10 protein-coding genes are annotated in these 13,878 nt (G+C 74.3%); 4 read left to right on the forward strand and 6 right to left on the reverse strand.

What is annotated here, in order from left to right:
• Nucleotides 1-29: 29 nt before the first annotated feature.
• The 5 genes from ACFVVX_RS03340 to ACFVVX_RS03360 all read right to left on the reverse strand — a co-directional run bounded on the left by ACFVVX_RS03340 (nt 30) and on the right by ACFVVX_RS03360 (nt 7,136).
• Entirely contained in the window at nt 30-3,209 is a 3,180-nt protein-coding gene (locus tag ACFVVX_RS03340; protein ID WP_387940857.1) for an amino acid adenylation domain-containing protein, read from the reverse strand.
• 124 nt (nt 3,210-3,333) lie between these two features.
• Nucleotides 3,334-4,617: a cytochrome P450 gene (locus ACFVVX_RS03345; RefSeq protein ID WP_387940859.1), complete on the reverse strand. Its 1,284-nt coding sequence runs from the start codon at nt 4,615-4,617 to the stop codon at nt 3,334-3,336.
• The gene (locus tag ACFVVX_RS03350; RefSeq protein WP_387940861.1) at nt 4,614-6,443 is read right to left on the reverse strand and encodes a non-ribosomal peptide synthetase; all 1,830 of its coding nucleotides are present in this window, start codon (nt 6,441-6,443) and stop codon (nt 4,614-4,616) included. The genes ACFVVX_RS03345 and ACFVVX_RS03350 overlap by 4 nt, the downstream gene beginning before the upstream one ends.
• Before the next feature lie 49 nt (nt 6,444-6,492).
• The gene (locus ACFVVX_RS03355) at nt 6,493-6,639 is read right to left on the reverse strand and encodes a hypothetical protein (RefSeq protein ID WP_387940863.1); all 147 of its coding nucleotides are present in this window, start codon (nt 6,637-6,639) and stop codon (nt 6,493-6,495) included.
• Nucleotides 6,640-6,851: 212 nt separating this feature from the next.
• Nucleotides 6,852-7,136, reverse strand: coding sequence for a hypothetical protein (locus tag ACFVVX_RS03360; protein ID WP_387940865.1), 285 nt, complete (start codon nt 7,134-7,136; stop codon nt 6,852-6,854).
• 257 nt (nt 7,137-7,393) lie between these two features.
• Here ACFVVX_RS03360 and ACFVVX_RS03365 point away from each other — a divergent pair, with 257 nt between their 5' ends.
• Nucleotides 7,394-8,377 carry a LuxR C-terminal-related transcriptional regulator gene (locus ACFVVX_RS03365; protein WP_387940867.1) on the forward strand — a complete coding sequence of 328 codons (984 nt, stop codon included), beginning with the start codon at nt 7,394-7,396 and terminating at the stop codon, nt 8,375-8,377.
• Between the two features lie 40 nt (nt 8,378-8,417).
• Here the strand turns inward: ACFVVX_RS03365 and ACFVVX_RS03370 are convergent, their stop codons facing one another.
• Nucleotides 8,418-8,630 carry a hypothetical protein gene (locus tag ACFVVX_RS03370; protein WP_387940869.1) on the reverse strand — a complete coding sequence of 71 codons (213 nt, stop codon included), beginning with the start codon at nt 8,628-8,630 and terminating at the stop codon, nt 8,418-8,420.
• A 623-nt stretch (nt 8,631-9,253) separates the two neighbouring features.
• On the opposite strand from ACFVVX_RS03370, the gene ACFVVX_RS03375 reads away from it, so the two are divergent.
• The 3 genes from ACFVVX_RS03375 to ACFVVX_RS03385 all read left to right on the forward strand — a co-directional run bounded on the left by ACFVVX_RS03375 (nt 9,254) and on the right by ACFVVX_RS03385 (nt 13,865).
• On the forward strand, nt 9,254-10,267 hold the full coding sequence (locus ACFVVX_RS03375; RefSeq protein WP_387940871.1) for an amino acid--tRNA ligase-related protein: 1,014 nt from the start codon (nt 9,254-9,256) through the stop codon (nt 10,265-10,267).
• An 84-nt stretch (nt 10,268-10,351) separates the two neighbouring features.
• Complete coding sequence (locus ACFVVX_RS03380; protein ID WP_387940873.1) at nt 10,352-12,508, forward strand: hypothetical protein; 2,157 nt, start codon at nt 10,352-10,354, stop codon at nt 12,506-12,508.
• An 88-nt stretch (nt 12,509-12,596) separates the two neighbouring features.
• Nucleotides 12,597-13,865 (forward strand): MFS transporter, encoded by a 1,269-nt coding sequence (locus ACFVVX_RS03385; RefSeq protein WP_387940875.1) that lies wholly within the window; start codon nt 12,597-12,599, stop codon nt 13,863-13,865.
• Nucleotides 13,866-13,878: the final 13 nt, after the last annotated feature.

Here is a 13,878-nt window from a genome sequence, read left to right on the forward strand (position 1 = left end):
TCGTCGGAGGGGTGGGGGCGTCGGCCGGGTTACCGCCGCCGGACGGGCGGGCCGTCGCGCAGGGCCGTCAGCATCAGGTCGCGGAACAGCGGTGCGAACCCGGGCGAGACCCGGTCGGTCCGGTAGGTGATGTCGACCAGCAGCGTGCCGTCGGCGCGCGGCCAGACCTCCGTCACCACCTCGCAGACGCTCTGCGCCGCGGGCAGCCGCACCGGGACGGCCACGGCCGGGCCGAGGTCGAGCGGCGTGGGCGGGGCGTCCTGGTAGACGAAGAGGAACTGGTAGAGCGGGTCCCGGTCGGTCCGGGCCGGCCGCACCAGGCGGACCACCTCGGCGAAGGACACGTCCTGGTTCGACAGGGCCGCCGTCACCGCCCGCCGGGTGCCGTCGACCAGCTCCGCCCAGCCCTCCCGGCCGCCGTCCAGCCGGACGCAGACGGTGTCCACCAGGCAGCCGACGGCGGCGGCGAGCAGCGGGGAGGCCCGGCGCGACACCGGCACCCCGATCGCGAGGTCGCGCTGCCCGGTGACGGCCGCCAGGACGGCCGAGGCGGTGGCGAGCAACACCGTGAACGCGGTCGTCCCGTGCTCGGCGGCGAGCCGCTCGACGGTCGCCGCCTCCGGGCCCTCCAGCACGAAGCCCAGCACTCCGGCGGACCGGTCCGCCGGGCCGCCTTCCCCGGGCAGCGGCAGGCGCAGCTCCGGGGTGTCCCGCAGCGCGCCGCGCCAGAACGACCGCTGGGCCTTGAGGTCGACCAGCCCGGCGAGCGCGGCCGTCTCCCGCTCGACCTGGCGCAGGCCCGGGGCCGGCCCGGCGAAGACCGGGCGCTCGCCGCGGGCCCGCGCGGCGTAGGCGAGGGACAGCTCGGAGGTGAACACCGGCTCGGAGTGCCCGTCGAAGGCGATGTGGTGGAACGCCAGGCCGAACAGGGTGTCCGCGCCGCCCTCCAGCGGGACGAGGACGGACCGCCAGACCCGGCCGGCCTCCGGGTCCAGCGGGCGGGCCAGCGCGCGCCGCGCGGCCTCGACGGCGGTCGGCAGGCCGTCCGCGGGCGGCAGCCTTCGCAGCAGGGGGCCGGCTCCGGCGGGAGCCGGGCGCGGGACGGCCACGGGGACGGGGTCGTAGGCGTCCTCGTCCAGCGTGTAGACGGAGCGGAGCGCCTCGTGGCGGTCGGCCAGATCGCCCAGCGCCGCCTCCAGCGCGTCGGCGTCCACCGGGCCCCGGAGGTGCCAGAGCAGCGGGCAGAGGCCGGAGAGGTCCTCGGGATCGGCCGCCTGGCGGGCCCAGAAGACGCTCTGGGCGTCGCGCAGCGGCACGGCCGGGCCCGGCTCGGCGGACCCGGTGGGCTCGCACGGCTCAGTGGACGGGCCGGGCTCGGCGGCGCGCAGGCCGATCCAGGCGGCGAGCTCCCGCACGTTCGGCCGCCTGATCACCTCCGAGACCGGCAGCGGGAGGCCGAGCGCGGCGGTGAGCCTGGTGCAGACGACGCCCAACCCCAGGGAGGTACCGCCGAGGTCGAAGAAGCCCGCGTCGACGGGCACCGGGTCGACGCCCAGCACCGAGGCGAAGACCGCCGCCACCGTGCGCTCCAGCTCGCCGGCCGGCCCGTCGACCGGCCCGTCGACCGCTCCGTCGGCCGGTCCGTCGGCCGACTCGGCTCCGGGGAGGCCGGTCGTCCGCTGCTCCTCGACCAGGCGCAGCAGCGCGGCCGCGTCGGCCTTCCCGTTCGGGTTGAGCGGCAGGGCGTCCAGCCGGAGCACCGTGTGCGGCACCAGGTAGGCGGGCAGCCGGGCGGCCAGGTGGGCCGTCAGTTCGTCCCCGGTCGGCCGCTGCCGCCGGCCGGTGGTGAACGCCAGCGCGAGGCCGCGGCAGCCCCCGGCGCCGTCGGGCAGCGGTACGGCCGCGCACTGGTGGACGCCGTCGAGCGCGCCGGCGGCCCGCTCGACCTCGTCCGGTTCGACCCGGTGCCCGCGGATCTTGACCTGCCGGTCGGCCCGGCCGTCGAAGTGCAGCCGGCCGTCCGCCGTCCGGTGCACCAGGTCGCCGGTGCGGTAGACCCGGGTGGCGACCCCGTCGATCTCCACCGTGGGGAAGGCCTGCGCGGTCCGCTCCGGGGCGCCCAGGTAGCCGGTCGCGAGGCCGTCTCCGGAGATCAGCAGCTCGCCGGTCTCGCCGGGGCCGCAGAGCCGTTCGCCGTCGTGGACGTACAGGCCGGTCCGCGGCACCGCCGTGCCGAGCGGGACGCCCTCGGGCAGCGCGCAGTCCCCGGGGCGGACCGGGTGCACGGTGGCGAACAGGGTGGTCTCCACCGGTCCGTAGCAGTGCAGCAGGCGCAGCCGGGGGAAGCGCTCCAGCAGGGCCGCCAGATGGCGCGGGGAGACCTTCTCCCCGCCCACGAAGACCTGGTCGACACCGGCGAACGCCTCCGGGTCCTCGTCCACGAAGACGTTGAACAGCGTCGAGGTGAGCGAGAGGCAGTTGACCCCGTGCTCGGCGACCAGCTCCCGCAGCGCGGCCGGGAGCAGGTAGGGCTCGTCCACCACCACGGAGCAGCCGCCGTTCAGCAGCACGCTCCAGAGTTCGAGCGTCAGGGCGTCCCAGGGGACGGCCGAGGTGAGCGGCATGACGGTCCGCGGGCCCAGCTCCGCGAAGGGGCAGCCGTCGAACAGCCGGACCGTCCCGGCGTGCGGGGAGAGCGCCCCCTTGGGCTCGCCGGTGCTGCCCGAGGTGAAGAAGACCGCGGCCGGGCTGTCCGGGCCGATCTCCACCACCGGCACCGGGCGGCCGGGGATGGGGCGGCCCGGTGCGACGGCCCGGGTGCCGGCGGGCGGCGGGCCGTCGGTGACCGTCAGACCCGCGCCCATCAGCCGGACCAGCCGGTCCAGCCGCTCCTGCGGCCAGCGGGGGTCGAGCGCGGCGTACGCGGCCCCGCACTTGAGGATCCCGAGGAAGGCCACCACCAGCCGGATCGACCGGGGCATCAGCACCGGGACGAGGTCGCCCGGGGCGACGCCGGCCGCGGCCAGGTCGGCGGCGAACGCGTCGGAGGCCTCGGCCAGCTGACCGTAGGTCAGCACCGTGTCGCCCTGGACCAGGGCGCGGGCGTCCGGGGCCTCCTCCGCGCGCCGGGTGAAGAGCGTGTGGATCAGGCCGCCGTGCCGGTCCGGCTCGCGGTGCGTGGCGGCGGCCGCGGAAGGTGTCGGGTTCATCGGTGGTTGCTCCTTGTGCTGCTCCCGGTCCGGGGAGGCCGTGCGGTGCCGGGCTGGGCCGTGCGGTGCCGGGCTGGGCCGTGCGGTGCCGGGCTGGGCCGTGCGGTGCCGGGCTGGGCCGGCTCTAGGCGATGTCGAGCGGGAGGCGGGTGATGCCGAGGATGAAGTTGGACCGCAGCCGCCGGGGCTCGCCGGCGGCCTTGAACCGCAGCCCGGAGGAGGTGATCCGCTCGAAGAGCAGCGACAGCTCGGACTGGGCGATCGGCGCGCCGATGCAGCGGTGGATGCCCGCGCCGTAGGTCAGGTGCCGGTTGGGCCGGCGCTCGATGTCGAACTGCCCGGCGTTCTCGAACTGCGCCTCGTCGCGGTTGGCCGAGACGTTCCAGAGGGTGACGGAGTCGCCCTCCCTGATCTCCACACCACCGCGGTCGACGTCGCGCTTGGCGACCCGCTGGACGTAGGCGTTGGTCGAGCTCCAGCGCAGGATCTCCTCCACCGCGCCGCCGAGCAGTCCGGGTCGCTCGACCAGCCGCCGGTACTGCTCGGGGTGGTCCATCAAGGCCATCAGGCCGGTGCAGGCGGTGTACGAGGAGGTCTCGTTGCCGCCGACCGCCACGTTCATGCAGTTGTAGAAGATCTCCTCCTCCGTGAACGGGCGCCCGTTGATCTCGGCCCGCAGCAGCAGGCTGACCAGGTCGTCGCCGGGCGACCGGCGCCGCCGCGCGACCAGGTCCGCGAAGAACTCGAAGATCTCCGCCTGGACCCAGGCCAGCCGCAGCCGCTCGTCACCCCCGGTGTCGACGAACACCTCGTCGCGGAAGCCGATCATCCGGCGGGTGAGGCCGATCAGGTCGTGCGCCTCCTGGTAGCCGATGCCCATCACCACCATGAGCGCGCCGGCGGGCAGTTCGGTCGCCACCTCGCCCGCGAAGTCGCAGCCGCCGGCGCTGCGGGCGCGCTCCAGCGCCCGGTCGACCAGCAGCCGGACCTGGGCGGCGACCCGGTCGACGACCGCGCTGGACATCGCCGGGTGGATCCGCTGCTTCAGCATCCGGTGACGGGGCAGGTCGGCGGCGACCAGCATCCGGCCGCCGGCCGAGTCCTCCTCGCTGCGGAACGACCCGCCGAGCACGGCGCCGCGCGCGGAGCCGAAGACGGCGTGGTTGCTGTAGGCCCAGAGCACGTCGTCATAGCTGGTGAGGGCCCAGAAGCGGTTGCCGTCGGCGCCCTCGTTCCAGTGGATCGGCCGGTCCCGGCGCAGCCGGGCGAACACGTCGTGGTGCTCGCCGCGCAGGAAGAGGTCGACGTCGGTCAGGTCGACGCCCGCCAGCTCGGCGGCGGTCGTCCCGGCGGTGTCCGTCGTCCCGGCGGTGCTCGTCGGCCCGGCGGTGCTCGTCGTCCCGGTCACTGGTCGCCGTCCTGGGTCGCGGAGTCGGTCACGGAGTCGATCGCGGAGTCGATCGCGGCGGCGAGGTCCCCGAGGACCGGGCTCCGCATGATCGTGGAGAAGTCCAGCCGGACGCCGCGGTCCCGGCGGATCCGGGTCTGCATGCGGAACGCGAGGATCGAGTGGCCGCCCAGCGCGAAGAAGTCGTCGGCGAGGCCGATGTCCTCCACCGCGAGCAGCTCGCCCCACAGCTCGGCCAGGTAGCGCTCGGTCCCGGAGCCGGGCGCCCGGTAGGACTCCTGGCGCCGGTGGTGCCGGTCGAGCAGCTCGTGCAGCGCCTCCAGATCCCGCTTGCCGTGCTCGTTCGCCGGGATCTCGGGCAGCGCGACGAAGCCGCTGGGGACCATGAAGTCCGGCAGCTCGGCCTCGGCGAAGCCGCGCAGCGACCTGAGCGCACGGGGGTCGTCGAGGACGACGAAGGCCACCAGCCGGCGGTCGTCGCCCTGCCCGGCGGGCAGCACCACGACCTCGTGCACGGCCGCGTGCCGCCGCAGGCCGCGCTCCACCTCGCCGGGCTCGACCCGGTAGCCGCGGATCTTGACCTGGTTGTCGGCGCGGCCCACGAACTCCAGCACGCCGTCCGCCCGCGACCGGGCGAGGTCGCCGGTGCGGTAGAGCCGGTCCGGCCCCTCCGGGGTGGGGTTGGTGACGAAGCGCTCGGCGGTGAGGTCGGGGCGCTCCAGGTAGCCGCGGGCGAGGCCCGGGCCGCCGACGTACATCTCGCCGGTCTCCCCCGCCGCGACCGGTGTGCCGTCGGCGCCGAGCACCAGCACGGTGACCCCGGCGAGCGGGCGGCCGATGGGGACGGAGTCCGCCTCGGCGTCCGCCGCGGTGACCCGGTGCGCGGTGCACGCGGTGGTGATCTCGGCCGGCCCGTAGAGGTTGTGGAGCTCGCCCCGGAACCGCCCGGCGAGCAGGTCGCGGCAGGCGGAGGGCAGCAGGACGTCGCCGCCGGCCTGGAGGATGCGCAGCGAGGCGAACGCGTCCCGGTCCTCGCGCACCACGTGGTTGACGACCATCGTCGGCACCAGCATCGCGGAGATCCGGCGCCGCTTCATCTCCCGCTGGAAGTCGGCCGCGAGCAGGTCCGGGACGGGCGGCAGCACCACGATCTCGGCACCGGACGCGAGCGTGCTCCACATCTCGAAGTGGAAGGCGTCGAAGGAGAGGCTGGAGATCTGGCCGACCCGGTCCTCGGGCACCAGCGCGGGCAGGCTCGGGTTGCAGGCGAAGGACACGATGTTGCGGTGCTCCAGGACGATCGCCTTCGGCGTGCCGGACGACCCGGAGGTGAAGAGCACGCTCGCGGCGTCCGAGGCCCCGACCGCCGCCGGCCGGACGCTCCCGCCCGGTACGTCCGCGCCCGGTACGTCCACGCCGAGTACGTCCACGTCGAGTACGTCCACGCCGAGGTGCGCGAGCCGCTGTGCCAGCTCGCCGTGGCTGAGGACCACCTTGGCGCCGGACGCGGTGAGCATCAGGTCGCGCCGGGCGTCCGGGTAGCGGGTGTCGACGGCGACGTAGGCCGCGCCGGCCTTGAGGATGCCGAGGATCGCGGCGACGACGTCCACCCCGCGGGCGAGGTGGAGGCCGACGCGGTCGTCGGTGCCCACCCCGCGCTCGCGCAGCACGGCCGCGATCGCGTCCGACCGCCCGGCGAGCCCGGCGTAGGTGAGCGACGCGGTGTCGTCGCTGACCGCGGGGCGGTCGGCGAACTGCTCGGCGCTGCGCTCGAAGAGCTGGACCAGCGTGGCCGCAGCCCGCTTCGAGTCTGACCTCGTGGCCAATTTAATCTCCACTCAGGAAACGGGTATCCGAGTACTGCCGCCCGGGTTTTCAGCCCCAGTAGAGGCTGTCCAGGACGACGGTGGTGGCGGTGCCGGTCGCCGCGGTCTCGGCCGGGGCGGCGTTCGCGGTGGCGGCCGTACCGGCCAGCGAAAGGGCGGCGACGGCGAGCGCGACAATACGGGCGAGCTTGGACATGGAAGTACTCCTGAAGATTCTCCGGAACGGTCCGGAAGGGTTCGCGATATGCGCGCCGAAGAGGCGTCGGATTTCACTCGGTGATGCGCTCCGGGCTTGAATCCGCCGGGCGTCTGGAGAAATCATGCAGGCTGTCGGAGTTTCTGTCAGCCGTCCGACCTGGCAGTTTGCAGCACTGGCACCTTGGTGCCCGACCGGCCGGATGACGGGGGTCAGGCGGGCGCGGCGGACGCTCCGGACGGGAGCCGGACGGTGGCGCCCGGGATGGCGGCGGCAAGCCTGCGCACCTCACTCAGCGCATGGAACTCGGCCTGCGCCCGGGAGTCGGCCCGGACGAACAGGGCGAGGTCGACGCCGGCGGGGGCGGCTCGGGCCCGGACGTGCTGGAGCGGATCCGCCGCGGTCCGGCCCGCCATCAGTACGGCTGCGATCGAGTCCGCGTTCAGCGCCGCCGGCTCGGCGACGGAAGAACCGATCCCCACAATGATCACGTACACAAAGGAAACCTTCCTCGGCTGGATGTCACTGCGCGTGACGATAAGGGGGGGTGAACTCAGTTCGGGTAGCATGGCTCGGCAGGTCGTCGGACGAGTGGTGTCCCAATCGCCGCGAGGTCGTCGACCGAATGCGACTGAGCGCCCTTTCGATGGACCCACCCGCCCGATGATCGGCTCACCATGATTCACCCGTCGAACCGTGCCGCGGAATGCATTTCGCCGTTATCCGCGCCATTTCCTGGAATGCCTGAGTAATCATGCTGGAATGTCTTGGCCTGAGCTCCCACGCCGAATCGGTCTACCGCACGATGCTGCTGCACCCCCGCTGGGGGGTCCAGGAGCTGGCCGTCCATCTCGAACACGACGAGCAGCGGGTGCGCAGGAGCCTGGACGAGCTGGCCGACCTGGCCCTGGTCCGCCCGTCCCGGATGAACTCCGAATCGGTGTTCGCGGTCAGCCCCCGGGTCGGGCTGTCGGCCCTGCTCTCCGAGCGGGAGTCGCAACTGCTCGAACAGCAGCGGGCCGTCACCCAGGGTCGTTCGGCGGCGGCCCGGCTGATCGACGAGTTCTCCGAGCACCGCAGCGCGATGAACTCGGTGAGCATCGAACGCCTCACCGACCTGGTGGAGGTGCGGGAGCGGATCGAGGAGCTGTCGCACAACATCCAGCGCGAGGTGCTCAGCATCATCCCGTTCACGCCGCTCGACCCGGCCGGCCTGGAGGCCAGCCGCGACCTGGACCGCGACCTGCTGGAACGCGGCATCAAGATGCAGACCGTCTACCTGGACAGCATCCGCAACGACCCGACGACCCGCCGGTACGCGGCCTGGCTCACCAGCATCGGCGGCGCGGTCCGCACCGCGCCGACCCTGCCGCTGCACATGATCGTCATCGACAAGGCCTTCGGCGTCCTCCCGATCGACCCGGAGAACAGTGCCGCGGGCGCCCTGGTGGTCCAGGAGAAGAGCATCCTCACCGGTCTGACCGGCCTCTTCGAGAGCCTCTGGGAGGCGGCGACCCCCTTCGGGGTGCCCGAGGAGCGCGACGACCGCAGCCTCACCCCGCAGGAGCAGGCCCTGCTCAACCTGCTCGCCACCGGCATCACCGACGAGGCCGCGAGCAAGCGGCTCGGACTCTCGCTGCGCAGCGTCCGCCGCCTGATGTCCGACCTGATGAGCCGGCTCGGTGCGAGCAGCCGCTTCGAGGCCGGACTGCGCGCGGCGGAGAAGGGCTGGCTGTGACGACGGCCCGCCCCGCCGCCCGCGGGTGCACGGCACCTCCTCAGCCGACCGGGTGGGCCCGGCCCAGGCCGTCCGGCGAGTAGTCCTTGCGGACCCGGATCTCCCCGTAGGGGCCGCTCTCCACCCGCCGGGCGTCGGCCAGGTGCTCCGCGCAGCAGGAGGACCAGCAGCTCCGAGGCTCCGAGCGGGGGTACGGGTGCCGACGCCAGCAAGGCGGCAGCCTCCTTCCGGTGAAGTCGAAGGGGGGTGGCAACGCCGGGACTTCCCCCGGGTGTGCGCCGAACGGTGATCGGCGGGAATACCGGGGAATCCGCCAGAAGGAATGGGGACCACCCGGCCGGAATCATCCGGGGCCGATTTCCGGGAATCCCCACAGGGCACCGGAAAAGGTACGGGACGGGCGCCTGAATGAGCGCCCGGACGGGGCTTGGAATGCCCGGGTCGGCAGCCTACCCCGCCGGTATCCCGATGAGGCAAGACCCTACCGCCGGAAAAGCGCACCGCTCCCGCGGCCGCGGCGGGCCGGGCGCCGCGGAGCCTGGCCGGAGCGGGCCGGATGGTGCAAACACCCAGCTCAGAGCAGCCCGACCGGCAGCCCGGACCACTTCCGGCGACCCCCGGGCGTGAAGCTGCCCATGCAACTTGATGCCAGCGGAACCCGGTGACACGCCACCGGTCGCATGCAAATATCTGTCCAGGCAGTCGGACCGCCGAACGAAAGGGCGTCGCAGCCCGGAATTCCCCTCCGACCCCCTTTCCGGAAGTCTCTCGACCGCGCCGGCGGTTGCCCCCGTTCGCGTCGACCGCGACCACGGGCCATGCACAGAGCTACCGAATCCTCGGACGACCTCGGACGACCAGAAAGTCACCAAGACCATGAAGACCGATTTCTCGCACGGCGGCTGGCGCCCCTCCCCGGACCGGTTCCTCGACATCCTCGACGACCCGATGTACCGGACGCTGGTGGACCTCCAGGACCTGGTCACGACGGCCACCAGCGGCTTCTGGGCCGAACGCGGCGTCAAGTCGCTCCACCTGCCGATCACCACCGGCACCATCTCCAGCCCGATGGGCCGCGGCAGCGACTCGCTGCCGGTGCAGATCGACCTGTTCGGCCAGCCCACCTACCTCGCCGACTCGATGCAGTTCATGCTGGAGTACGGCTGCCGGCTCAGCCCCTCGGGCGCCTGGTACCTGATGCCCAGCTTCCGCGGCGAGGACTGCGACGAGACGCACCTCAACCAGTTCTTCCACAGCGAGGCGGAGCTCCCGGGAGACCTCGACGCGTGCATGGAGGTCGTCGAGGCCTACATGCGCCACCTGGCCGCCGGCGTCCTCGACAAGCACCGCGACTCGGTCCTCGCGGTGGCCGGCAGCGTCGCGCACATCGAGCAGATGCTCGCCCTGGACGCCTTCCCCCGGATGACCTTCGACGAGGCGGTGGCCCACCTGGGCGACGACCCGTACGCGGTCACCGACCACGGCGACTGGCGCACGCTCACCCGGCGCGGCGAGCAGCGGCTGCTCGAAGAGGTCAGCCCGGTCCTCTGGGTCACGCACTACGACCACCTGTCGGTGCCCTTCTACCAGGCGTACGGCGACGAGGACCGGCGCACCGCCCGCAACGCGGACCTGCTCTTCGGGCTCGGCGAGATCGTCGGCTGCGGCGAGCGCCACCTGGACGGCCACGAGACCCGGGCCGCGCTGGCGCACCACGAGGTCGCGGAGGCCGACTACGAGTGGTACGTGCGGATGAAGCAGGAGCGGCCGATGCACACCACCGGTTTCGGCCTCGGTGTCGAGCGCTGGCTGATGTGGGTGCTCGGCCACAAGGACATCCGCGACCTGCAGCTCGCCCCCCGGCTGAACGGCGTCGCCACCGCCCCGTAGCGGCCGCTGCGACCGCCCGCACGGGCGGCACCACCCTCCCGACCGCGGACAGCGCGGGACCTCACGGCAGAAGAGAAAGCGATCATGGCACTCAGTACCCCGGGCCGGCTCTCCCTCGCGGGCCGCACCGTCGTAGCGGTGGCGGACGCCGCCCAGTACGCCGAGTACGCCTCGGGAGTCGAGGGGGCGGCCTCGCCGCTTCCCGTCCTCGCCGACGCCTGGGAGCGCTTCACCGCCTCGTGCGGGTCGCTCCCCACCGCGGGCGAGGACGCCCCCGGCCCGGCCGGGCCGTCCTGGCAGGGCACGGTGTTCGTCTGCGACCCGCAGTACGCGGCGGTCGGGCGGGTGCTCGCCGGCGCCACCGGCCGGCCGCTGCTCGACGGCTCCTTCGCCGAGGCGGTGGAGCTCGCCCGCAGCACACCGGTCACCGTCGTCGCGGGGCCGTCCGTCATCGGGCCGGAGGAGCTCGCGGCCGTCCCGGTCGACGCGCAGCTCGGCTTCTTCACGGCCCGCAGCGCGGGCGCCGCGAGCGCCCTCGCCGTCCGCACCCTGCTCAACGGCCCGGCGGCCGCCGCGCTGGGCGACGTGTTCGTCGACGCGCTCTCCCCGGAGGAGTCCGCGCCCGGCCGGCTCTTCGGCCCGGACGCCTCGCCGCGCCGGCTGCGCAGCGTCATCGGCGAGGGGGTCGCCGTGCTGGCCGGCCGGGGGCACGCCCGCGACTGCGTGATGCACCTCAACGGCGGTGGCATCTGCGGCCGTTCCGAGGAGCAGCCGCTGCTCGCCGTCCTCCCGGGGATCGGTACCGAGTGGTCGGAGCACCTGACGGCCTGCCAGCAGGGCGAGGGCTGCTGGCGCGCGGACGTCCCGATGGAGAAGCACCTGCGGGCGTCCCAGGTCCGGGCCGCCTTCGTGGTGCTGGACAGCTGCCGGACGGCCGTCGCGGGCCGGGGGTCGGTGCGCACCGACGTGTCGGTGCCGCTGAACATGCTGGAGGGATCCGCCCTCGCGGTGGCGGTCGCCGCCGGCACCCGTGGCGGGGCCGAGTACGCCGCGCCGCTCTTCCAGGCCCTGGTCCGCAGCGGGCTGACGCTCGGTGCGGCGCTGCGCGAGACCAACAGCGCGATCGACGCGGACCGTGAAGGGGTCGGCAAGCTCGTCCTGTTCGGCGACGCCGGACTGGTCCCCGCCCCGGTGTCGCCGGGCCGGCCCGCCGGGGCCCCCGGCGACACCAGCGACACCTGGGACACCTGGGACACCGTGGGCACCGGGGACACCGGGCAGCCGCTCCCCCTGGTGGACGGCGCAGTCGACGTCGCCGAGGGCCCGGGCGCCCTGCTGGTCGCCGCACCGGACCTCCTCGCGGACGACGAGGACGGCCCGCTCGCGGTGACCCGCGCCGACGGCGCCTCCAGCTGGGTGCTCACCTCGGCGGCCGGGCGCGGCGCCGGCCGCCTGCACCCCGCCCCGCCCCAGCTCGACACCGCCTGGACGCAGCGCGCCCTGCCCTGGCTGGACCGGCTCCGCGCCCTGGACGGCATGGGCCTCAAGCCCAACCGCGCGCAGCTCGACAACCTCCGGCACCAGGCCGTCACCGCCGTGCGCGACCGCGCCGAGGCGACCGGGCTGCGGGCCGCCCAGGAGGCGGTCGACGCGTTCGCCGAGGCCCTGGACGGGCTCTCCCGGCTCCAGGAGCGGCTGCTGGCGGACGAGACCCGGTGGGTCAGCACCTCCTTCTACTCCGCCACCGACGGCTGGCCCAGGCCGTGGCGGGCCCGGACCGGGCCCGGTCTCGGCGACTGCCCGCAGTGCGGTGCCGAGGCCCTCGTCCGGCACGACATCAGGACCGGGGCGGGCGTCGGTCTGCCGCTGCACAGCCTGGTGTGCGTGCGCTGCGGCGAGGTCGAGGCCGGAGCGGCGGAGTTCGCGGCGCAGGTGGCGGTGCAGAGCCCGCCGGAGGTCCGCCGGGGCGAGCCGTTCACCGTCCGGGTCACCGTCACCGCCCCGGCGGACCGCCCGGTCGCGGTGGCGCTCGGCGCGGCCGTCGTCAACGAACAGCTCCTGCACTGCACGCTCGCCCGGACCACCGCCGTCGAGCTCGCCCCGGGCGAGTCCCGGACGGTCGAGTTCGCCGGGAGCAGCGACGGTGCGCGGGCCAAGACCGACCTGCAGCCGGTGAAGATCCTGGTCGCCGCCGACGGCGCGGTGCGCTGCCTCACCCGGAACGTGTGGCTGCGGGTCTGAGCCCGCGCTGCCCGGCCCCCGAAGGTCCGGGCCCCAGGCCCCGGACCAACCCCCGAGCGACGCCCCACGACAGGAGAGAGCGGCCCGCATGCTGCTGATCAAGGACATCCAGGCCCTGCCCGCGCGCAGCAGACGGCTGCTGCTGCTCACCATGGTCAACAACCTCGGCGCCGGCCTCGTCACACCGTTCCTGGTGGTCTACGTGCACCAGGTGAACGGGCTGCCGCTCACCGTGGCGACCGCCGCGATGGCCACCGTCTCGGTGGGCGTCATGCTCGGCAGCCTGCTGGCCGGGCGGCTGACCGACCGCCACGGCGCCGAGTTCGTCGTCACGCTGTACATGGTGGTCCAGGCGCTCGGCCTGGCCGGGTACGCGGCCGCCGGCCAGGGCTGGCACTTCATCACCGCCGCGGCGGTGGTCGGCCTGGGCCTCGGGGGCTCGGCCGCCTGGAACACCATGCTCGCCGGGTCGGCGCCCAGCGCGCAGCACCCCGCGATCTTCAGCCTGAGCTTCACCGGCGCCAACGTCTCCCTCGGTGTCGGCGGTCTGCTGGGCGCCGCCGTGGCGGCCGGTTCGAGCCACCTCGCCTTCCGGGGGCTCTACCTGGCGGACGCGCTCAGCTGTCTGCTCGTGGGGGCGGCCTTCCTCCGCCCGGCCCTGCTGCGCGCGGCCGGTCCGGCCGGCGGGCGCCCCACGGCCGGGCCCGGGGCCGACGGGACCTCCTACGCGGTGGTCCTGCGCCAACCGAGGTTCCTGCTGCTGCTGGTGCTGGGCGGCCTGCTGTTCTGCGTCAGCTACGCGCAGCTGGAGTCCGGGCTCCCGGCCCGGCTCACCTCGGGGCTCGGGATCGGCCCCGCCGCCCTGGCCGTGCTGTTCGCGGTGAACACCGGCGGCGTCCTGCTCGGGCAGGTGTTCCTGCACAAGCAGCTGAGCGCCGTGCGCCCCGCCCGGCTGGTCGCGACCGCGGCCGCCCTCTGGGCGGTCAGCTGGGCCGCGATCCAGGCCGCCGGATCGGTCGCCGGCGGCACCGCCAGGTTCACGGTGCTGCTCGCCGCCCTCGCCGTGTTCGCCGTGGGGGAGACCTGCTTCGCGGCGGGGATGCCGACCCTGGTCAACGCGCTCGCCCCGGCCGACGCCCGCGGCCGCTTCAACGCGGCCTACAGCATGGCGATCTCGGCCGGGTTCATCCTCGGCCCGCTGACCGCGGGCGCCGTGATCGGCAGCGGCGGCGGCAGCGGGTTCATCGCCGGACTCAGTGCGACCTGCCTCGCCCTCGCCCTCGCCGTCCGGGCCGCCGAGCGGTACCTCACCGCCCCGGCGCAGGCCCTGCCCGAGCCGGCCGGATCCCCGGCCTGACCCGGCTGGTCCC

This window comes from Kitasatospora sp. NPDC058170, assembly GCF_042883905.1.
Lineage (GTDB): Bacteria > Actinomycetota > Actinomycetes > Streptomycetales > Streptomycetaceae > Kitasatospora.